Origin of the sequence: Streptomyces sp. NPDC001401, assembly GCF_042895385.1 — a bacterium.
Lineage (GTDB): Bacteria > Actinomycetota > Actinomycetes > Streptomycetales > Streptomycetaceae > Streptomyces.
In genome coordinates this window covers 204498-224089 of sequence record NZ_JBIAWI010000005.1, presented here as the reverse complement: position 1 = coordinate 224089, position 19592 = coordinate 204498, and the positions used below count along the sequence as shown (strand labels likewise).

Genomic DNA, 19592 nt, shown 5'->3' with positions numbered 1-19592 from the left:
GATGCCCCTCTCCGTGATACTCAACGAGCGTGTGATCGCCCGCAGTCGCGTGGGCGAACTGCCCAACCTGCCGCCCTCGGTGGCGATCGTCTACCCGGTGGAGGGCGGACCCTTCGAGGTCGAGACAGTCCGCACGTTCGGGCAGCGCTGGCTCGGCAAGAACCGGGCCTGCTACGTCGTCGACCTCAGCGACCACCGGCGCCAGGCCTCGGTCACCAAGACCCCGCTGACCTGCAAGGACGGCGGACATCGATTCCAGGCCACGATCGACATCGGCTTCCGGGTGCACGACCCGGCGCTGGTGGTGGCCAGGAACGTACGGGACGCGCTGACGGTCGTCTACGGCTATCTCACCGACCGGATCCGGCTGCAGGCCGCGCAGTTCGCCATCACCGAGGCCATGGCGGCGCAACTGGCCGTCAACCAGGAACTGGGCAGGGAGATCCGGCTCCCCGAGGGCATCACCATCTACCACTGCAAGGTGCAGATGGAGCCCGACGCGGCCGCCGCCCGGCACATCCAGGAACTGGAGGAGGCGCGGCGGCGCGCCAAGCTGGGCGTGCACACCCACGAGGCGCGGCGCAGTGAGACGTACTCCGACGAGGACATCGAGGACATCAGGGCGGCAGGCCGCAGGCGCCGGCAGGCGGAGGAGCGCGCCGTCCTGGAGAACACGCGGCTCGACTTCGACAACCTGATCCGGGAGCACCTGGTCCGCCACCCCGAGGAGACCGTGCACGCCCTCGAACTGCTGGCGCGGGTCCGGGAGGCCGAGGCCACCCAGCACGAGATCCGGGACCAGCGGCACGCCGAGATGGTCAAGTACCTCATCGATCAGGGCGTCGTGCGCGAGGTCGACCTGCCCGGGCTGCGGCAGGGCGTGCTCGGCCCGAGCGCGCCGGGCACCGGGGTCGCGGGTGTGCTCGAGCGGCCCGACGCCGGGCAGCCCGCCTCCTTCACCTCGGGTGCGGCGCCCCGCGGCCCGGACTTCTCGGCGTCGGCGCCCGCGTCGGCGCAGATCGGCGGGCCCGTGCAGTGGGGCGGGAGCACTCCGGCCCCCGCTGCCGCGCCGCCGAGCGGACTGATCCCGGTGTACCTCGTGCTGGACACCTCGGCGGCCGCGGCGGGCTGCGTCACCGACCTGGGCAACGCGCTGCGCTCGGTGCAGACGCTGCTGGCCAACAGCCCCGACGTGGCCGCCGCCGTCCGGCTCTCGGTGATCACCTACGCCGACGGTGCCGATGTGGTGCTGCCGCTCACCGAGGTCTCCTGGCGTACCGGCGTCCCGGGGCTGAGCACCGCGCCCGGCTGCCGCTACCGGCCCGTGCTGCGGCGGCTCCTGGACCTGGTGCAGCTGGAGACGGAACGGCTGAAGGAGCAGGTGCCGCGGGTGCTGCGGCCCGTCGTCTTCTTCCTCGCCGTCGGGCAGGCCGAGGACGACGCCGAATGGCCCGCGGCACACGCCGAGTTGATGGCACACAAGTACTTTCCGCACATCGTGGCGTGCGGCATCGGAGCGGACCGGGACCGGGTGGTGCAGCGGATCGCCTCACGGCCCGAGCTGGGCGTCGTCGCCGTCGAGGGCGCGGACCTGGCGCAGTCGGCGGTGCAGTTCTCCGTGCTGCTGCAGGAGACGCTGCTGCATCTCGGCCGGAGCGCGATCGCCGGGCAGATGGAGCTGCGGCTCCAGTGCCCGCAGGGCCTCAGGCCCGTGGGGAAAGAGCAGTAGAGCGGCTGAACAGCAAAGGGGAGAACTGGGATGGCCGAGACGCTTGGGCAGTTGCTGCCGGTGTACATCCTCGCCGACGAGTCGGGCTCGATGTCCGGCTCTGTCGGCGACCTCAACGAAGGGATGAAGTCGCTGCACGTCGCGCTGCTGGGGGAGCCGATGGCGGCCGCCAAGGTGCGCTTCTCCGTGCTCGGCTTCTCCAACGGTGTCACGGAACGGCTGATCCTGGCCGACCTGAGAGGCGAGAACGAGCTGCCGCGGCTGTCGGCGGGCGGCGGCACCAACTACGACGCGGCGTTCGGGGCGCTGCTGGAGCGTATCCCGCAGGACGTGCGGACGCTGAAGTCCCAGGGGTACAAGGTGCTTCGCCCCGCGGTCTTCTTCCTCAGCGACGGCCAGCCGACCTGCGGCGAGGAGTGGCGGCAGACGCACGCCCGCCTCACCGACCGCACGGTGACCGGCGCGGCGCCGAACGTCATAGCCTTCGGGATCGGCGGGGCCCGCGCCGAGACCATCCTGGCCGTGGCGACCGACCAGCGGTTCGCGTTCGTCTCGATTCCCGGCGCCCAACTCGGCGAGGCCATCGCCAAGTTCTTCACCGCGCTCACCAAGAGCGTGGTCGAGTCGGCCAACGCCATGGCCGCGGGGCAGCCCGCCGAGCTGGCGGTGGAGAAGCCGGAAGGCTTCAAGCTCGCGATCGACGAGGTCTGACGGTGGAGAAATGGTCACCTTTCAGGCGGTCGAAGGCCAAGGGAGACGAGCGGCCGCCCACACCGGAACCGCCGGCCCCCGAGACCTTCCCGGCCCCGACGGATCCGCCCCCGCCCTCCGGCCCACGGCAGGGCGGGACCCGGCCGGCATCCGCACCGCCCGGGACCGGCGTCCCCGAGTTCGCCGTGCCGGAGTTCGAGGTTCCGGGCTTCGACGTGCCGGCGTACGACGGCCCGGACCTGACCGGCCCGGCCACCCCCGGCACATGGCCGGAAAGCTCCTGGGCCGGCACCGAGCACCGCGCACCGGACGGCACCGCACAGCGACCGGGCCCGCCCCGCGGGGAAGGCGCCGGGCAGGCGTACGACACGGGGCGGCAGGGCACGCGTGATTCGTACGGCGGCGCGCCGGGACAAGCCGGTGGCACCGGGCCCTCCTCGGCACCGCGGCACGCGATCGGGTCCGAGCCGGCCGGTGTCCCGCCACAGCGCGCCTCGGCACCGCGGCACGCGGCACCGGGTCCGCAGCCGGGTTCTGCGCAGCCCGGGTCCGGCCCGAGCGAGCCGGACTCCCGGCGGGTGACCAGCCGGTGGCGGAGGATCGTGCTGGGCAGGGCCGCCGCGCAGGTGGAGCCGAAGCCGCCGCCGGCCGACCCCTACCGGCCCGACACGATCTTCGACGGGTGGTCGACCCCGCACCTGACCGTACGGCTGGCCTCCGTGCGCGGTGACCAGCACCGCTTCGACGGGCGGCCGCGGCAGGACGACGTGGTCGTCGCCTGGCACGAGCCGACCGCCACGGTCGTCTTCGCCGTGGCCGACGGCGTCTCGTCAGCCGCGCAGTCGCACGTGGGCGCCGCGCTGGTCTGCCGTACGGCGGTCAACGACCTGTTGGCCCAGCTCGGTCAGGACCGGTCCGGCCCGGACTGGACCCGGGTGCTGCAGGCGGCCAGGTACCAGCTGCTCATGCGCGTGGCCCGCGGCCGGGAGCCGGACGAGCACGACAAGGCCGAGGCGATCAGGACCCTGGCGACGACCCTGGTGGCGGGCACGGTCGCGCCGACCCGGGACGGCTCCATGGACGTCACGCTGGTGCGGGCCGGGGACTCCACGGCGTGGTGTCTGCAGCAGGGGCAGTTCAACCCGCTGCTGAGCGACGGGGACAGCGGCCCGGAGGAGATCTCCAGTACCGCGGTGGTCGCGCTGCCGCGGCTGTCGGCGCGGGCCCGCGAGATGAACTACACGCTGCCCCCGGACGGCGTCCTGCTGGTCGGCACCGACGGTTTCGGCGTCCCGCTCGGTGACGGTACCGGCATGGTGGGCGACCTGTTCGGCTCGGAGCTGGCGGTGCCTCCGGCCGAGCCCCGCACCCTGGCTCATCTGCTGGACTTCTCCCGCGAGACCTTCGACGACGACCGGACCCTGCTCGCCGTCTGGCCCCGCCACCGGCTCTCCGGCGGGACCCGGTGACCGGCTCCGGGGCGGTACGGATCGCCCGTTCGGATCTGGTGCTGGGCAGGGCCCTGGGCGGAGGCGGCCAGGGCAAGGTGTGGGCGGTCGAGAAGCGGCTGATCAACGGGGCCTGGCCGGTGGCGTACAAGGAGTACAAGCCGGAGACGCAGCGGGAGTTGCGGGCCGATGCCCTCGAGCGGATGGTCGCCTTCCTGCCCGGCAGGCCGGCCGCGGTCGGGGAGCGGCTGGCCCGGAACACCGCCTGGCCCGCCGCGCTGGTGACCGAGGGCTCGCAGGTCCGTGGCTTTCTGATGCGGCAGATCCCGGACGAGTTCTTCATCACCGTGCCCTCGGGCGAGCGGAAGGCGGCGGGGTTCGAGTTCCTGCTCAACCCGCTGAGCTACGTGAACACGATGGTCGGAGCCGTGACGCCCCGTCAGGTCTTCGGTCTGCTGCTCGCCCTCGCGGACTCGCTGGAGTGGCTGCACGGACTCGGCGTGGTGGCCGGCGACCTCTCCCCGAAGAACCTGCTGTTCTCGCTGTCCGGGCCGCGGCCCGGCTGCTTCCTCATCGACTGCGATGCCATGGGGCTCGGTGGCGGCTGGGTCCTCAAGCCCGTGCAGACCCCCGGGTGGCATCTGCCCGACGGGGAGCCCGCGGAGACACCGCAGGGAGACCGCTACAAGTTCGCGCTGCTCGCGGTGCGGCTCTTCCTGCACGAGCAGCACGGGGACGACCCGGCCGCGCTGAAGCGGATGGACCGGGCCGTGGGCGACCTGGCCCAGCGGGGCCTGAGCCGGACGCCCGCCGACCGGCCCGCCCTCGCCGACTGGCTCGATCCACTGCGCCGCGCCTTCGACTCCGCTCCCGTGGCCTGGCCCGCCCCCGCGCAGACGGTCGGCATGCCGAGCGTCGGCGCACCGACGGCCGGTCCCGGCCCTGCCGGCAGCACACATCCCGGGGGCGCCCGCCCCGGTGGCACGCGGCCGCCCGGCGCTCCCGCCGGAGGCCGGCGGACCTCGTACGTCCCTCCGCCGTACACCCCTGCGCGCGGTGGGCCGCAGCGCGGGTCGTCGTCGGGCCGGGCGGGTGCCGTCGTGGGCTGGATCGTCCTCGGGCTGCTCGGCCTGGGAGCCTGGCAGATCTCGACCCACCTGGGCTCCGACAGCGGTGGCGGCTCCACCGGCGGCAGCAGTAGCAGCAGCAGTGATACGGGCCAGCCCCGCATCGAGAGCGCGGACACGCGCCAGGAGCAGGCCACGGCCCTGAACACGCTCCTGTCGCAGAACACCGGCCGGCGCAGCGGCGTCGCCGACGCCGTGAAGTCGATGACGCAGTGCAGCGGGCTGCAGGACGCCCGGCAGGTGTTCGAGGACGCGGCCGACGCGCGGGCCGGCCTGGTCGAGAAACTGGGCGGGCTGAGCCTGGACCAGTTGTCCGGCGACCTCGTGTCGGACCTGCGCAGCGCCTGGCAGAACTCGGAGGAGGCCGACCGGGCCTACGCCCGCGTGGTCGACGACGTCTCGGGCAACTGCTCGTCCTCCGCCGTGTCCGGATCGAGCGCCTGGCAGGACGCGGCATCGGCGAGCGCCGACGCCACGACCGCGAAGCAGGACTTCGTCGCCGTATGGAACCCCGTCGCGAGCGAGTACGGCCTGAACACGCTCGCCTGGACGGATCTGTGAGCCACCCGGCCGGACCCGCGGGCACAGGCTCTCATCCGCCCGCCGGCCCGCCCTCGCGCACCCGCTTCAGGGCGTCGGCGTTGTCGATGGTGACGTGGGTGCGGGCGGTGGTCACCCAGCCCTCGGCGCGCCACTGCTCGAGGACACGGCTGACGGTTCTGCGGGAGCCGAGGACCAGGCCGGCGAAGTCGTCCTGGGACAGGGGCAGGGCGATCTCGACGGCTCCGGAGGCGTGCCGCCGGCCATGGCTCGCGGCGAGGTCGAGCAGCAGGCCGGCGAGGCGCGCGGCGACCGGGTCGGCGCCCGCCGAGGTGCGCTGCCGGTCGGCGTCCCGCAGGCGCGCGGAGAGCACCTGGTGGACGGCGCCGGTGACGACGGGATGGTCGCGGGCCGCCGCCCGGAACGCCTCGCCGGGTATCACCAGGGCCCGGACCGGGGTGAGCGCGGTGAGCGTTGCCGATCTCGGCCCGCCGTCCAGTCCCCCCTGTTCGCCGAGCAGGTCGCCGGGGCCGCGCAGCGCCAGCACCGCCTGGTAGCCGGTGGCGGACACGGTGGTGACCTTGACGCAGCCGCGGCCGACGACGAGCAGATGGTCGCCGAACTCGTCCTGCCGGACCAGGTGCTCCCGGGCGGTGAACGCCTTCACGTTTCCCGCCTCGCGCAACGCCTGCCGGGCGGCCGGGGGCAGCAGATCCCAGAACGGAGTCCTGCCGGGCCCGTGCCCGAGCGGGCCGCTGTCTCGGAAATCCGCCGTCATCGCCGTCCCTCCCGCCTCGCCCGCGGTCAGCCGACCAGGGCCGCGACCACGATCAGCACGCAGCCGCCCACGGCGGTGAGCAGGGACTGCCACACGAGCCGCTGTTTGATCCACACGATCCGGCTCATGTCGACCAGCTGGCGGGCCAGCGCGGGCAGCGGGGTGTGCCGGCCGAGCCGGTCGGCGAGCTCGTCCGGGCTCCAGTGCCGTATGTGCCCGTAGAAGATGAAGTCGTCGAGGTGGGCGGGCGGCAGGCGGCCCTCGCGGTGGTGGCGGGGCAGCACCGCGAGTACGGCGAGCACGGCGGAGAGGCCGAGCAGGGCCAGGCCCGTCCACAGGACCGTCCTCGGCAGTGCGCCCGAGACGCTGCCCAGCCGGTGTCCGGAGCCCGACAGGGCGGCCACGCCGGCCAGTGCCGCCGACTCCATTGCCAGGGCGAAGGAGGCCTTGGCGTCCACGGTGCGGGTCCACTCGGCGAGCACGGAGTGCACCTGCCAGGCGGTCTTCGTCGCTTCCTCGCGGCTGACCGGCTCACCGTCGGACAAGGTCGCGCCCCTCCCCTTCGGCCGCGGATTCGTGCACGCCGGGTCGGCGCACGAGGACGTTACCCGCCCGTCTGCTTCCGCAACCGCCGGTCCAGCGCCAGCGAGAGCTCCGCCTCCACCACGCTGCGGGCCAGTGGGCGCAGGCGCTGGAGGTCGTTCTCGCCGGTGTAGCGCAGGACCAGTTCCGCGAACATCTCCGCCAGGTCGTCCACGTGTTCGCGGACGCGGGCGCCCGCCTTCAGGACCTCCGCGAGCGGGATGCCCTCGCGGACCAGGGTCGAGGAGACGTCCAGGAGGCGGCGGCTGATGTGGACGATCTCGTCGCCGTCGGTGCCGAGGTAGCCGAGGTCGAGGGCGGCGGCGAGGTTCTCGGGGGTGACCTGGCCCTCGAAGCGGGCGGCGAGTTCCTCGGGGGTGAGGCGGACCGGTTCTTCCTCGGTCGGCTCGATGCCCAGGAGGTCGGCGACGTCCCGGCCGTGGTCGAGGGCCTCCGCCAGTTCCGCGATGCCGGTGAGGGTGTGGCCGCGTTCCAGCATCGCCGCGATCGTGTGCAGACGGGCCAGGTGGTGGTCGTCGTACCAGGCGATACGGCCCTCGCGGCGGGGTGGCGGGATCAGTTTGCGTTCGCGGTAGAAGCGCAGGGTGCGCACCGTGATGCCGGCCAGCTCGGCCAGCTCTTCCATGCGGTACTCGCGTCGTCCTCCGTCTTCTGCCACGCCCGCACCCTATGTCGTACCCCAGGTAACTTTCGTGGTCCCCGCCCCCTACCCATCGGTACGGTCCTGCTCTACCCTCCCATTGCGCCAGTGTTCACTGGCGCGGTCGCGCGAGGAAGGGCGTCGGCATGGCTGAACGGGAGCATGTGCGGGTGGCGGTGATCGGGTCCGGCTTCGGCGGGCTCGGGGCCGCCGTGCGGCTGCGGCGCGAGGGCGTCACCGACTTCGTCGTACTCGAACGGGCCGACAGCGTGGGCGGCACCTGGCGCGACAACAGTTATCCCGGGTGTGCGTGCGACGTGCCCTCGCACCTGTACTCGTTCTCCTTCGCGCCCAACCCCGACTGGCCCCGCACCTTCTCCGGGCAGGGGCACATCCGCGCCTACCTGGAGCATGTGACCGACGTCTTCCACCTGCGGCCGCACATCCGCTTCGACTCCGAAGTGAAGATGATGACCTGGGACAGCGAGAAGCTGCACTGGGACATCGAGACCAGCAGCGGAAGCCTCTGCGCGGACATCGTCGTCTCCGCGACCGGGCCGCTGTCCGACCCGAAGATCCCCGAGATCCCCGGGCTCGACTCCTTTCCCGGCAAGGTCTTCCACTCGGCCCGCTGGGACCACGACTACGACCTGCGCGGCAAGCGCGTCGCGATGGTGGGGACGGGCGCGTCGGCCATTCAGATCGTGCCCGCCATCCAGCCCGAGGTCGGCAGGCTCACCCTCTTCCAGCGCACCCCGCCCTGGGTCATGCCGCGCGTCGACCGCGCCATCAGCGGCGCCGAGCGGGCGCTGCACCGCGCGCTGCCCTTCACCACGCAGGCCCGCCGCGGACTGCTGTGGGGGATGCGGGAGCTGCAGGTCCAGGCGTTCACCAAGCACCCCAACGAGCTTGGTTTCATCGAGCAGTTGGCCAAGCGGAACATGGGGCGGGCCATCAAGGACCCGGCCCTGCGTGCGAAGTTGACTCCCGACTACCGCATCGGCTGCAAGCGGATCCTGCTGAGCAGCGAGTACTACCCGGCGCTCGCCCGGCCCAATGTCGACGTCGTGGCCAGTGGGCTCAGCGAGATCCGTGGCTCCACGGTCGTCGCCGCCGACGGGAGCGAGGCCGAGGTCGACGCGATCATCTTCGGTACGGGGTTCCATGTCACCGACATGCCGATCGCCGAGCGGGTGGTCGGGGCCGAGGGCAAGACCCTCGCCGAGGCCTGGAAGGGCGGGATGGAGTCGCTGCGGGGTGCGTCCGCGGCCGGGTTCCCCAACTGGATGACCATCATCGGGCCCAACACCGGGCTCGGGAACTCGTCGATGATCCTGATGATCGAGTCGCAGCTCAACTACATGGCCGATTTCGTACGGCAGTTGGGCGTACTCGGCGGCCGTGCCGCCCTCGACGCCCGGCCGAGTGCGGTCGGCGCCTGGAATCGCCGGGTGCAGGAGCGCATGAAGCGCACCGTGTGGAACACGGGCGGCTGCACCAGCTGGTACCTCGACCCGAGCGGCCGCAACACCACCATCTGGCCGGGTACGACGACCGAGTTCCGGCGGGCCACGCGGCAGGTGGATCTCGCCGAGTACGAGCTGCTCCGGGTGCCCGCGGCCGCGGCGACGGGCGTGGAGGTGGACGCATGAGCCGGCTGACCCACGTCCGATCCGGTCCGTACGCCCCGCCCGCTCCCGCCCGCGAACTCGTCGCGATCTCCGCCGACGGCGCCCGACTGCACGTAGAGGTGCACGGGCCCAAGGACGCGCCCGCCGTCGTCCTCGCCCACGGCTGGACCTGCTCAACCGCCTTCTGGGCCGCGCAGATACGGGACCTCGCCGCCGACCACCGCGTCATCGCCTACGACCAGCGCGGTCACGGACGCAGCCCGGCGAGCGCGGCGTGCAGTACGGACGCCCTCGCCGACGACCTCGAAGCCGTACTGGAGGCGACCCTCGCGCCGGGCGAGAAGGCCGTGATCGCCGGACACTCCATGGGTGGCATGACGGTGATGGCGGCGGCAGCGAGAAACGGCTTCCGGGAGCATGCCGCGGCCGTACTGCTGTGCAGCACGGGCTCGTCGCGGCTGGTCGCCGAGTCGACCGTCGTACCCATCGGGCCCGGGCGGCTGCGGACCTGGCTCACCAAACAGATCCTCGGGGCGCGGGCGCCGCTCGGGCCGGTCACGCCCCTCGCGCGGCGGATCCTCAAGTACGGGACGATGGGGCCGGGTTCGGCGCCGCACATGGTGGAGGCGTGCGCGCGGATCGTGCACGCGTGTCCGCGCAAGGTGCGGCACGCCTGGTCGCAGGTGCTCGCTCAGCTCGATCTCGACCACGGCGTACGGGAGTTGAGGGTGCCGACGGCCGTCGTCGTCGGTACGGCGGACCGGCTCTCGCCGCCCGTGCACGCGCGGGCGCTGGTCGCCGCGCTGCCGAACTGTGTGGGCTCGACGGAGCTGCCGGGGCTCGGCCACATGACCCCGGTGGAGGCACCGGAGCTGGTCAGCGGCCGGATCCGGGAGCTCGTGACGACGTACGCAACGATCAGGGAGGGCGCATGAGCAAGGTCAGCCTCGAAGGACAGGTCGCCGTCGTCACGGGCGCCGCACGCGGCGTGGGCGAGCTGCTCGCGCGGAAGTTGTCGGCGCGCGGCGCCAAGGTGGCGCTGGTCGGGCTGGAGCCGGACGCCCTCAAGCAGGTCTCCGAGCGGCTGCACAGCGACAGTGATCACTGGTACGCCGATGTGACGGATCACGAGGCGATGGCGCGGGTCGCGGCCGAGGTCAAGGAGCGGTTCGGGAAGGTCGACATCGTCGTGGCGAATGCCGGCGTCGCCACCGGCGGGCCCTTCGTGGACTCCGATCCGGAGGCCTGGCGGCGGGTGATCGAGGTCAATCTGATCGGGTCCGCGGTGACGGCCCGCGCCTTCCTGCCGGTGCTGATGGAGAGCCGGGGGTATCTGCTGCAGATCGCGTCCCTGGCGGCGATGACTCCGGCGCCGATGATGACCGCGTACTGCGCGTCCAAGTCCGGTGTGGAGGCGTACGCGCACAGTCTGCGGGCCGAGGTCGGGTACAAGGGCGTACGGGTCGGGGTCGGGTATCTGTCGTGGACCGACACCGACATGGTGCGCGGCGCCGACCAGGACGAGGTCATGCGGGAGCTGCGGCAGCGGCTGCCGTGGCCGTCCAACAAGACCTATCCGCTGGGGCCGGCCGTCGACCGGATCGTCGCCGGGATCGAGCGGCGGTCGAGCCATGTCTACGGGCAGTGGTGGCTGCGCGGGATGCAGGGCGTGCGGGGGTATCTGCCGGGGCTCATCGGGACGGTGGGGCAGCGGGAGATGCGGCGGTTCGGGGCACGGTTGGAGGGCATGCGGTCGGGGCTCGTCGGTGCAGGTGGGGCGGCGGACGAGGAGTCCCGCGCTACGCACCGTAGTTGATCGAAATGCGCGCTGTGGTGGGCCGTGTGAATCTGGTCGAGGCCCGGTCAAGGGCCTTCCCCCCACCCACCACAGGAGTGAACCCACATGGGTATGAAGGACAAGTTCCAGGACCAGTCGGAGCAGTGGCAGGAGCAGGCCAAGCAGAAGGCCCAGCAGGCCCGCGAGCAGGGTCAGCAGCGCGGTCAGCAGCGTGGCAAGCAGGGCGAGCGCATGCGTGACGAGGAGACGGAGCGGCTGCAGCGGGAAGAGCAGGACCGCTTCGACCAGGACTACGACGTCTGACGTCGACGCCCTGCACTGACTGGAAAGGGTGCCCCTGACGAGGGGCACCCTTTCTCACTTCGCCCGGGGCGGCAGCTTCGGGCGTGAGCGGTCCGGGACGTTGCTGTAGTCCGGCGGTGTCGCCGGGGGGTTGTTCTCCAGCAGGTCCACGGCCAGTTGGACCGCGTCGTCCAGCTGTGCATGCCGTCCCTCCGCCCAGTCCAGTGGTGTGCGGAGGATTTCCAGGTCCGGGGTGACGCCCTTGTTCTCCACGGTCCAGCCGTATGCGTCGAACCAGGCCGCGTTCATCGGGACCGTGATGATCGTGCCGTCGCCCAGGCGGTGGCGGCCGGTCATGCCGACCACTCCGCCCCAGGTGCGCTGGCCGATGACGGGGCCGAGTTTGAGGAGCTTGATGGCCGCCGTGATCATGTCGCCGTCGGAGGAGGTCGCCTCGTCGGCCAGTGCCACCACCGGGCCCCTGGGCGCGTTGGAGGCGTACGACACCGGCTGGGCGTTGCGGGTCAGGTCCCAGCCCAGGATCGTGCGGGACAGTTTCTCGACGACCAGTTCGCTGATGTGGCCGCCCGCGTTGCCGCGTACGTCGACGATCAGGGCGGGCCTCGACACCTCCATCCGCAGGTCCCGGTTGAACTGGGCCCAGCCCGAGCCGCCCATGTCCGGGATGTGCAGATAGCCGCAGCGGCCGCCGCTCAACTCCCGTACGACGGCACGGCGTTTGGCCACCCAGTCCTGGTAGCGGAGGGGGCGTTCGTCGATCAAGGGGATGACCGCGACCCGGCGCGAGCGGCCCGCCTCGCCTTCCGCCGGGGTGAAGGTGAGCTCGACCGTTGTGCCGCCCGCACCCGCCAGCAACGGGAACGGCCCGGTCAGCGGGTCCACCGGGCGGCCGTCGACGTGGGTCAGTACGGCGCCCTCCCTGATGCCCGTTCCGGCCAGCGGTGAGCGGGCCTTGGAGTCGGACGACTCGCCGGGGAGGATCCGCTTGACCACCCAACCCTCCTCCCTGCGCACGAGGTTGGCGCCGAGCAGGCCCTGCAGCCGCTGGTAGTGCGGCGGGCCCTCGTTGCGGCGGGCGGCGGTGACGTAGGCGTGCGAGGTGCCCAGTTCGCCGAGCACTTCGCGCAGGAGGTCCGCGAACTCGTCGGGAGACGCGACCCGTTCGACCAGCGGGCGGTACTGGTCGAGCACCGCGTCCCAGTCGATGCCGCACATCCCCGGCTCCCAGAAATACGCCCGGATGAGACGGCCGGCCTCCTCGTACGACTGGCGCCACTCGGCGGCCGGATCGACCTCGTGCAGGATGCGCCGCAGGTCGATCCAGACCGTCGTGTCGCCGTCGCCGGACTCGGACGAGGGGACGGCTCGCAGCTCGCCCTCGTCGACCACGACCAGGCGGGTTCCGTCGCCGCTGAGCGCGAACCAGTCCAGGTGCTCCAGGAGTTCGGACTTTTTCGCCTTGCTGATGTTGAAGTGTTCGAGGGTCGGGCGGCCGGTGGTGTCGTCCGGGTTGGCGAACGTCTCGCCGAGCGCTCCCGAGATCGGCCAGCGCAGCCAGACCAGACCGCCGCCCGCCACGGGGTACAGCGCCGAGTACTTGGAGGCGGTGACCGGGAAGGGGGTGACCCGGTTCTCCAGCCCCTCGATCTCGACGGTCACCGCGCCGTCGCCGCCCTCTTCCTCGTCCTCCACCGGGTCCAGTCCTCCGGCGGCCGGCCGGCCCTCCGGGGTCAGTGCGAAGGGGGAGGGGGTCGCGGAGGACAGCGGGACCAGGTACGGGCGGCAGCCCAGCGGGAAGGACAGGTCGCCGGTGTGGACGTCGTAGACCGGGTCGAAGCCCCGCCACGACAAGAACGCCAGATAGCGGCCGTCCCTCGTGAACACCGGGTTCTCGTCCTCGAAGCGGCCGTTGGTCACGTCGACGATCAACCGGTCCTTTATGCGGGCCATCTTGATCTGCCGCAGCGACCTGCCGATGCCCGGGTGGGACCACGTCAGCCACGCCCCGTCCGGCGAGAAGGCCAGGTCCCGCACCGGCCCGTTGACGGAACGGATCAGCTCGGTCACCTCGCCGTTGGAGTCCTCGGTTGCGTCGATCAGTAGCAGCCGCCCGTCGTGCGCGGCGATGGCGAGGCGTTCGCCCTGTGGGTCCGACACCAGCTCCAGAACCCTGCCCAGCTCGCCCGACGCCAGCCGGCGCGGCTCGCGGTCGCCCGTCGCGCGCGGCAGGTAGGCGATCTCGACCGCGTCCTCGCCCTCCGCGTCCGTCACATACGCGACCTGGCCGACCGAGCCGAGCATCTCCGGGAGGCGGACCCGTACACCGGCCGTGTCGGTGATGGTGCGGGCCGGGCCGTCCCGGTGGGTGAGCCAGTACAGGCTGCCGCGTACGACGACGGCGCTCGCGCGGCCCGTCTCGTCCACCGAGATGCCGTCCACGTGCTGGGCGGCCGGGACCTGGTAGGTGCGCCGGCCCGCGCGCGGCCCGCTCAGCCGTACGTCCAGGCGGCGCGGCTCGGAGTCGGCGGCCAGGTCGTCGACGATCCACAGGTCGCCGGCGCACTGGTACACCACCCGCGTGCCGTCGCTCGCGGCGTGGCGGGCGTAGAAGGCGTCGTGGTCGGTGTGGCGCCGCAGGTCGGAGCCGTCGTAGGCACAGGAGTAGAGGTTGCCGATGCCTTCGTGGTCGGACAGGAAGGCGATCCGGCCGCCGACGAACATGGGGGAGTGCAGATGGCCCTCCAGGCCGGCCAGCAGGCGCTCGCCGTGGAGCCACAACCTCCCCGTCGCGCCGCCCCGATACCGCTTCCAGGCGGCAGGTTCGTGGGGCGGGGTGCCGGTGAGGAGGAGGGTCTTGCGTTCCCCTTCGATGTCGGCGACCTGGATGTCGGAGACCGGGCCCCAGGGGAGTTTGCGGCCGGGGTCGCCGTCGGTCGACACCTTGTAGGCCCAGGTGAAGTACGAGAAGGGTTCGCCGTGGGAGGCGACGGCCAGGATCGTGCCCTGCGGCGTCCAGCCGCACACCTGGGTGTCCGCCGAGCCCCAGTGGGTGAGCTGCCGGCCCGGGCCGCCGTCCACCGGGACGGTGTGGATCTCGGGGACCAGACTGCGCCAGCTCGTGTACGCGATGGTGTGCCCGTCCGGCGAGAAACGGGGGTGGCCGACCTTCGTACGGTCGACGGTGAGGCGCCAGGCGCGGCCCGGGCCGTCGAGGGGGGAGAGCCAGAGGTCGTCCTCGGCCACGAAGCACAACAGGTCGCCGCTCAGATGCGGCAGGCGGAGATAGCTCACCTCCCCATGCTTTTCCGGGGAATGGGGCCCAGCAACTTATGTGTCGTTGACGTTCGTGAGCCAGCACACGTACGAAACGGTTTCGTTTCGCTCGTACTCAGGGTATCTTCATGGTTGTACGCATGAAGGTGTGTCCCGAGCGGAAAGGTGAGTGGCATGACTGAGGTCGCAACGGCGCGTCGCAGTCGGATCACGCCCGAGCGTGAGGCCGAGTTGTACGGGGCCGTGCTCGACCTGCTCCGGGAAGTCGGCTACGACGCCCTGACCATGGACGCAGTGGCTGCCCGCACCAAGTCCAGCAAGGCGACGCTCTACCGCCAGTGGGGCGGCAAGGCCGAGCTGGTCGCGAAGGCGGTGCGGCACAACAAGCCCGGTCCCTCGCTCGAGGAGATCGACACCGGGTCCCTCAAGGGTGACCTGCATGCCCTCACCCGGCGTTCGGACGACTGCGACCTGGAGCAGAACTCCGCGCTGATGCGGGGTCTGGCCATGGCCATCCACGGCAACCCGGACCTCCTCAAGGCGTTCCGGGAGCATCTGATCGAGCCGGAGATGGCCGAGTTCCGCCGTGTGCTGCAGCGGGCGATCGACCGGGGCGAGGTCCGTGCGGACAACCCGGCGCTCGACTACATGATCCACATGATGATCGGCGGGTTCGCCGCCCGGTCCATCATCGACGAGCAGCCGCCTACGCAGGACTTCCTTCTTTCGTACATCGACGCAGTGGTCCTCCCTGCCCTCTGCGCCTGACCAATCCCCGCACATCCCCTTAGTACCTGACGTCACCGCTCAAGTCGTCGGGACGGTCACCCCTGCCTCCCCGCCGGGTGATCACCCCTGCCCTGCTCCATCACACGACCTGACCGGGAGTACGCCTCCGTGGCCACGTTCCTCTACAAACTCGGCCGGTTCGCCTTCAGGCGACGGCACTTCGTCGCCTTGTTCTGGGTGGCACTGCTGACTCTCGCGGGAGTCGGCGCGGCCTCCGCCCCCGCCGCGGGCTCCACCTCCTTCTCGATACCCGGCACCGAGGCGCAGAAGGCTTTCGACCTGCTGGAACAGCGTTTCCCCGGGATGAGCGCCGACGGCGCGACCGGACGCGTCGTCTTCAAGGCGCCCGCGGGCGAGAAGATGACCGACGCCGACAACAAGGCGACCGTCGAGAAGACGGTGAAGGAGCTGGCCGACGGCTCCGAGGTCGTCTCCGTCGCCGACCCCTACCAGGCGCACGCCGTCAGCAAGGACGGCACGGTCGCCTATGCGTCCGTGAAGTACAAGGTCTCCGGCATGGAGCTCAAGGACGCCTCCCGGGACGCCCTGAAGGAGGCCGCGCAGGACGCGCGGCACGCCGGGCTGAAGGTCGAGATCGGCGGTGACGCGCTGCAGGCCGGGGCCGAGCCGGGAGCGGCCGGTGAGGTCGTCGGCCTCGCCATCGCCGCGGTCGTCCTCGTCATCACCCTGGGCTCGCTGGTCGCGGCCGGACTGCCGCTGCTGACGGCGATCATCGGCGTCGGCATCGGCGTCTCCACCATCACCGTCCTGGCCAAGAGCCTCGACCTCGGCGATACGACATCCACGCTGGCGCTGATGATCGGCCTCGCGGTCGGCATCGACTACGCGCTGTTCATCGTCTCCCGCTACCGCGGCGAGCTGGCCGAGGGCCGCGACCGCGAGGAGGCGGTCGGCCGTGCCGCCGGTACGGCAGGTTCGGCGGTGGTCTTCGCGGGCCTCACCGTCGTGATCGCCCTGGCGGGCCTCTCGGTTGTCAACGTGCCGATGCTGACGAAGATGGGCCTCGCGGCGGCGGGCACGGTCGTTGTCGCCGTCCTCATCGCGTTGACCATGATCCCGGCGCTGCTCGGGTACGCGGGCCGGAAGGTCAAGGCGGCAGGCGAGAAGCGCCGCAAGAGCGGCGGCTCCGGCACCCCGGAGAAGCCCGGCCTGGGCGCCCGTTGGGCGAGCTTCGTCATCCGCCGTCCGGCCGCCGTGCTCCTGCTCGGCGTGGTCGGCCTCGGCACGATCGCCGTCCCGGCCACCCAACTGGAGCTGGGCCTGCCCGACGACGGTTCGCAGCCGACGTCCACGACGCAGCGCCGCGCCTACGACCTCCTCTCGGAGGGCTTCGGCCCCGGCTTCAACGGCCCGTTGATGATCGTGGTCGACGCCAAGGACAGCGACGCCCCCAAGGCGGCGGCCGCCAAGGTGGCCGATGGCATCAAGGGCCTCAAGGACGTCACGACGGTGACCCCGGCGGTCTTCAACAAGGCCGGCGACACCGCGACGATCACCGTGATCCCGGGTTCCAAGCCGTCCTCGGTGCAGACCGAGGACCTGGTGCACGCCATCCGTGACCAGAGCGCCGGCATCAAGGCCGACACGGGCGCGAAGGTGCTGGTCACCGGCACCACCGCGATGAACATCGACTTCTCGCAGAAGCTGAACGACGCGCTGATCCCGTATCTGGGATTGGTGGTGGGCCTGGCGTTCCTGCTGCTGATCGCGGTCTTCCGCTCGATCCTCGTCCCGCTGAAGGCGGCACTCGGCTTCCTGCTCAGCGTGCTCGCCGCGCTCGGCGCCGTGGTCGCGGTCTTCCAGTGGGGCTGGCTCGGCGGTCTGCTGGGCGTCGAACAGACCGGCCCGATCATGTCGATGATGCCGATCTTCATGGTGGGCGTGGTCTTCGGTCTCGCGATGGACTACGAGGTGTTCCTCGTGACCCGGATGCGCGAGGCGTACGTCCATGGCGAGACACCGGGCCAGGCCGTGGTGACCGGTTTCCGGCACAGCGCACGGGTCGTGGCGGCCGCGGCGGCCATCATGATCGCCGTCTTCGGAGGGTTCATCACCTCCAGCGAATCCATGATCAAGATGATCGGTTTCGGCCTCGCCATCGCGGTCTTCTTCGACGCGTTCATCGTGCGGATGGCGATCGTCCCTGCGGTGCTGGGGCTGCTGGGGAAGCGGGCGTGGTGGCTGCCGAAGTGGCTGGACCGGGCGGTGCCCAACGTGGACGTCGAGGGCGAGGGCCTGAAGACCCTCGGCGACGGCTCCAAGGACGGTGACCCGGACGAGGACCGGGAGTTGGTACGGGTCTGACGGGTCCGATGGGCCTGACGGTCCGGACTCCGGGGGACTACGGGCGGCCTTCCGACCTGCATGGTGTAGTGCGCTACACCACGGGTTCGGGAGGCCGCTCCCTCGTTGCGCAAGGCGCCGGACGGGATCGTTGATGACGGGTCGAAGAGACCCCGAACCCCCGAATCCCACTCCCGGAAGGGCCCTGCCATGTCTGCCGTCACCGCCGTCAAGAAGTTCGTCACCGACCTCGTCCTGTGGACCTGCTTCGCCGGTGGCCTCGCCGCGAGTGCGGGCGCGGGTGCCGTCATCGACGACAACACCCAGAAGAACATCGCCACCGGCGTCGGAGCGGTCGTCGCGCTCCTCGCGGGTTCGCGCATCGCGAAGAAGCCGAAGATCAAGGCGTTCCTGGGCCGGCCCGGCACGCTGTGGTTCCTGTTCCTGTTCAACGGCGGGACGGCCGCGGCCATGTACTTCACCATGGACGGCATCAAGGGCATCCTCGCCGCCGCGATGATGGGCGTGGTGTCGCTGGGCGCGGCGGGCGGGCTGGTCGCCGGGCGGCGGAAGCGGGCCGAGGCCGAGGCGATTGTCAGTGGCAGGGCCTAGCCTGCAGGACATGACCACACTGCCTGCACGACCCAACACCGCCCTGCTGGTGATCGACGTCCAGCGGGGCGTCGTGGCGTCCGCGCACGAACGCGACGCCGTCGTGGCCAACATCGCAACGCTGGTCGAGCAGGCCCGAGCGGCCGGGACACCGGTCGTCTGGGTCCAGCACTCCGACGAGCACCTCGTGAAAGGCAGCGAGGCCTGGCAGTACGTCCCCGAGCTGCCGCGCCGCGACTCGGAACCGCTGGTGCACAAGAACTACGGCGACTCCTTCGAGGGCACCGACCTGGAGGCGGTTCTCGCCAGGACGGGGATCGGCCATCTCGTCGTCGCGGGCGCGGAGACGGACGAGTGCATACGGTCCACGATCCACGGGGCGTTCGTACGGGGCTACGACGTGACCCTCGTCGCCGACGCGCACACGACGAACGACAACAGCGAGTGGGGCGCGCCGCCGCCGGAGCAGGTCATCGCCCACACGAACCTGTACTGGCGGTACCAGTCGGCGCCGGGGCGGACGGCAGCGGTCGCGGACACGAAGGACGTGACGTTCGGCGGCTGAGAGATGCGCATGGCCTCGGCGACCATGCCGCCGTCGAGGTCGACAACTGTCCGAGCCATGGCGAGGATTTCTTTCCATTCCCGGCACCACCCGACGATGCCGCGTGAAGCGGTAAGGAGATGTCGCTTCCGGCGGTGGCACGTCAGGGAACCTGGCGGTAGACATCACGACGGTTGCCGACGGCCATGACCCAAGACGATCAGCTGGCCGTCCTCGACGGTGTAGACGACGCGGTAGTCGCCGACCCTGAGCCGCCATCGGGCCTCGTGGCCCTGCAGGGCCTTGATGTCGAATCCCGTGGTCTCACTCGAGTCCATTGCCTTCTGTAATTCGGTGAGGCGATACAGAATCCGCAGGGCGTCTGGGCGCGGGATCTTGAGCATGTCCCGCTGTGCATGCCGCGTGAACCGCGTGACGTACCCCATGGGGTCAGCCCTGGCTGGTGCGGAGCAGGGCGGCCATCTCTTCGAGTGAGACCGAGCCTTCCGTGCCCTCGGACTCGGCCTCGTCGGCCAGCTGGTTGAGCCACGCCTCTTCGGAGGCCTCGGCGATCCTGCGCAGGCGCTGGTACTCGTCGATATCGATCACGACGGCTTCCTGCTTGCCGCGCCGGGTGATGATCGTCGGCGTGTCCTCCCGGTGGGCACGGTCGATGATGTCGGCAAGGTGCTTGCGGACCTCGGCCATTGATTCGACTACCGGCTCACTCATGTCACAAATGTGGCAGATGTACATCTCATC

The 19592-nt window shown here is 71.2% G+C and carries 17 protein-coding genes and 1 pseudogene; 12 read left to right on the top strand and 6 right to left on the bottom strand.

What is annotated here, in order from left to right:
- Nucleotide 1 precedes the first annotated feature (1 nt).
- Genes ACFY10_RS19435 through ACFY10_RS19420 form a run of 4 tightly spaced genes read left to right on the top strand, consistent with a single transcriptional unit; the run spans nucleotide 2 to nucleotide 5576 of the window.
- Nucleotides 2-1729: a hypothetical protein gene (locus tag ACFY10_RS19435; RefSeq protein ID WP_390666371.1), complete on the top strand. Its 1728-nt coding sequence runs from the start codon at nucleotides 2-4 to the stop codon at nucleotides 1727-1729.
- 30 nt (nucleotides 1730-1759) lie between these two features.
- Entirely contained in the window at nucleotides 1760-2440 is a 681-nt protein-coding gene (locus ACFY10_RS19430) for a hypothetical protein (RefSeq protein ID WP_390666370.1), read from the top strand.
- Nucleotides 2441-2442: 2 nt separating this feature from the next.
- Nucleotides 2443-3909 (top strand): protein phosphatase 2C domain-containing protein, encoded by a 1467-nt coding sequence (locus tag ACFY10_RS19425; protein WP_390666369.1) that lies wholly within the window; start codon nucleotides 2443-2445, stop codon nucleotides 3907-3909.
- Nucleotides 3906-5576, top strand: a complete 1671-nt coding sequence (locus ACFY10_RS19420) for a hypothetical protein (protein WP_390666368.1) — start codon at nucleotides 3906-3908, stop codon at nucleotides 5574-5576. Before ACFY10_RS19425 ends, ACFY10_RS19420 begins: the two co-directional genes overlap by 4 nt.
- A gap of 31 nt (nucleotides 5577-5607) precedes the next feature.
- Here the strand turns inward: ACFY10_RS19420 and ACFY10_RS19415 are convergent, their stop codons facing one another.
- From ACFY10_RS19415 to ACFY10_RS19405, 3 genes are read right to left on the bottom strand one after another with little or no spacing between them, the layout of a single operon-like run.
- Entirely contained in the window at nucleotides 5608-6333 is a 726-nt protein-coding gene (locus ACFY10_RS19415; protein ID WP_390666367.1) for a Crp/Fnr family transcriptional regulator, read from the bottom strand.
- A gap of 26 nt (nucleotides 6334-6359) precedes the next feature.
- Entirely contained in the window at nucleotides 6360-6878 is a 519-nt protein-coding gene (locus ACFY10_RS19410) for a Pycsar system effector family protein (protein ID WP_390666366.1), read from the bottom strand.
- Nucleotides 6879-6937: 59 nt separating this feature from the next.
- The gene (locus tag ACFY10_RS19405; protein WP_390666737.1) at nucleotides 6938-7561 is read right to left on the bottom strand and encodes a MerR family transcriptional regulator; all 624 of its coding nucleotides are present in this window, start codon (nucleotides 7559-7561) and stop codon (nucleotides 6938-6940) included.
- Between the two features lie 161 nt (nucleotides 7562-7722).
- On the opposite strand from ACFY10_RS19405, the gene ACFY10_RS19400 reads away from it, so the two are divergent.
- The 4 genes from ACFY10_RS19400 (at nucleotide 7723) to ACFY10_RS19385 (ending at nucleotide 11308) form a co-directional block, all read left to right on the top strand.
- Complete coding sequence (locus ACFY10_RS19400) at nucleotides 7723-9228, top strand: flavin-containing monooxygenase (RefSeq protein ID WP_390666365.1); 1506 nt, start codon at nucleotides 7723-7725, stop codon at nucleotides 9226-9228.
- Nucleotides 9225-10142, top strand: a complete 918-nt coding sequence (locus tag ACFY10_RS19395; RefSeq protein WP_390666364.1) for an alpha/beta fold hydrolase — start codon at nucleotides 9225-9227, stop codon at nucleotides 10140-10142. Before ACFY10_RS19400 ends, ACFY10_RS19395 begins: the two co-directional genes overlap by 4 nt.
- The gene (locus tag ACFY10_RS19390; protein ID WP_390666363.1) at nucleotides 10139-11023 is read left to right on the top strand and encodes an SDR family oxidoreductase; all 885 of its coding nucleotides are present in this window, start codon (nucleotides 10139-10141) and stop codon (nucleotides 11021-11023) included. The genes ACFY10_RS19395 and ACFY10_RS19390 overlap by 4 nt, the downstream gene beginning before the upstream one ends.
- A gap of 87 nt (nucleotides 11024-11110) precedes the next feature.
- Complete coding sequence (locus ACFY10_RS19385; RefSeq protein WP_390666362.1) at nucleotides 11111-11308, top strand: hypothetical protein; 198 nt, start codon at nucleotides 11111-11113, stop codon at nucleotides 11306-11308.
- Between the two features lie 54 nt (nucleotides 11309-11362).
- Here the strand turns inward: ACFY10_RS19385 and ACFY10_RS19380 are convergent, their stop codons facing one another.
- Complete coding sequence (locus tag ACFY10_RS19380) at nucleotides 11363-14599, bottom strand: S41 family peptidase (protein WP_390666361.1); 3237 nt, start codon at nucleotides 14597-14599, stop codon at nucleotides 11363-11365.
- Between the two features lie 156 nt (nucleotides 14600-14755).
- Between ACFY10_RS19380 and ACFY10_RS19375 the strand changes: the two genes are divergently transcribed.
- From ACFY10_RS19375 to ACFY10_RS19360, 4 genes are all read left to right on the top strand, one after another.
- Nucleotides 14756-15349, top strand: a complete 594-nt coding sequence (locus ACFY10_RS19375) for a TetR/AcrR family transcriptional regulator (RefSeq protein WP_390666360.1) — start codon at nucleotides 14756-14758, stop codon at nucleotides 15347-15349.
- A 129-nt stretch (nucleotides 15350-15478) separates the two neighbouring features.
- Nucleotides 15479-17695 (top strand): MMPL family transporter, encoded by a 2217-nt coding sequence (locus tag ACFY10_RS19370; RefSeq protein ID WP_390666359.1) that lies wholly within the window; start codon nucleotides 15479-15481, stop codon nucleotides 17693-17695.
- Nucleotides 17696-17884: 189 nt separating this feature from the next.
- Nucleotides 17885-18286, top strand: coding sequence for a hypothetical protein (locus tag ACFY10_RS19365; protein ID WP_390666358.1), 402 nt, complete (start codon nucleotides 17885-17887; stop codon nucleotides 18284-18286).
- Between the two features lie 10 nt (nucleotides 18287-18296).
- Nucleotides 18297-18851, top strand: a complete 555-nt coding sequence (locus ACFY10_RS19360; RefSeq protein ID WP_390666357.1) for a cysteine hydrolase family protein — start codon at nucleotides 18297-18299, stop codon at nucleotides 18849-18851.
- A gap of 142 nt (nucleotides 18852-18993) precedes the next feature.
- Here ACFY10_RS19360 and ACFY10_RS19355 read toward each other — a convergent pair.
- Together ACFY10_RS19355 and ACFY10_RS19350 are read right to left on the bottom strand one after the other, a co-directional pair.
- Nucleotides 18994-19276: pseudogene (locus ACFY10_RS19355) on the bottom strand (type II toxin-antitoxin system RelE/ParE family toxin).
- 4 nt (nucleotides 19277-19280) lie between these two features.
- Nucleotides 19281-19562, bottom strand: coding sequence for a type II toxin-antitoxin system Phd/YefM family antitoxin (locus tag ACFY10_RS19350; protein WP_390666356.1), 282 nt, complete (start codon nucleotides 19560-19562; stop codon nucleotides 19281-19283).
- Nucleotides 19563-19592 lie beyond the last annotated feature (30 nt).

Excerpts from the sequence above, each read along its gene's own strand:
- ACFY10_RS19405 (WP_390666737.1), bottom strand. The coding sequence starts at position 7,561 with ATGGAAGAGCTGGCCGAGCTGGCCGGCATCACGGTGCGCACCCTGCGC.
- ACFY10_RS19430 (WP_390666370.1), top strand. The coding sequence starts at position 1,760 with ATGGCCGAGACGCTTGGGCAGTTGCTGCCGGTGTACATCCTCGCCGAC.
- ACFY10_RS19375 (WP_390666360.1), top strand. The coding sequence starts at position 14,756 with ATGACTGAGGTCGCAACGGCGCGTCGCAGTCGGATCACGCCCGAGCGT.
- ACFY10_RS19390 (WP_390666363.1), top strand. The coding sequence starts at position 10,139 with ATGAGCAAGGTCAGCCTCGAAGGACAGGTCGCCGTCGTCACGGGCGCC.
- ACFY10_RS19395 (WP_390666364.1), top strand. The coding sequence starts at position 9,225 with ATGAGCCGGCTGACCCACGTCCGATCCGGTCCGTACGCCCCGCCCGCT.
- ACFY10_RS19415 (WP_390666367.1), bottom strand. The coding sequence starts at position 6,333 with ATGACGGCGGATTTCCGAGACAGCGGCCCGCTCGGGCACGGGCCCGGC.
- ACFY10_RS19435 (WP_390666371.1), top strand. The coding sequence starts at position 2 with ATGCCCCTCTCCGTGATACTCAACGAGCGTGTGATCGCCCGCAGTCGC.
- ACFY10_RS19350 (WP_390666356.1), bottom strand. The coding sequence starts at position 19,562 with ATGAGTGAGCCGGTAGTCGAATCAATGGCCGAGGTCCGCAAGCACCTT.
- ACFY10_RS19360 (WP_390666357.1), top strand. The coding sequence starts at position 18,297 with ATGACCACACTGCCTGCACGACCCAACACCGCCCTGCTGGTGATCGAC.
- ACFY10_RS19400 (WP_390666365.1), top strand. The coding sequence starts at position 7,723 with ATGGCTGAACGGGAGCATGTGCGGGTGGCGGTGATCGGGTCCGGCTTC.
- ACFY10_RS19365 (WP_390666358.1), top strand. The coding sequence starts at position 17,885 with ATGTCTGCCGTCACCGCCGTCAAGAAGTTCGTCACCGACCTCGTCCTG.
- ACFY10_RS19385 (WP_390666362.1), top strand. The coding sequence starts at position 11,111 with ATGGGTATGAAGGACAAGTTCCAGGACCAGTCGGAGCAGTGGCAGGAG.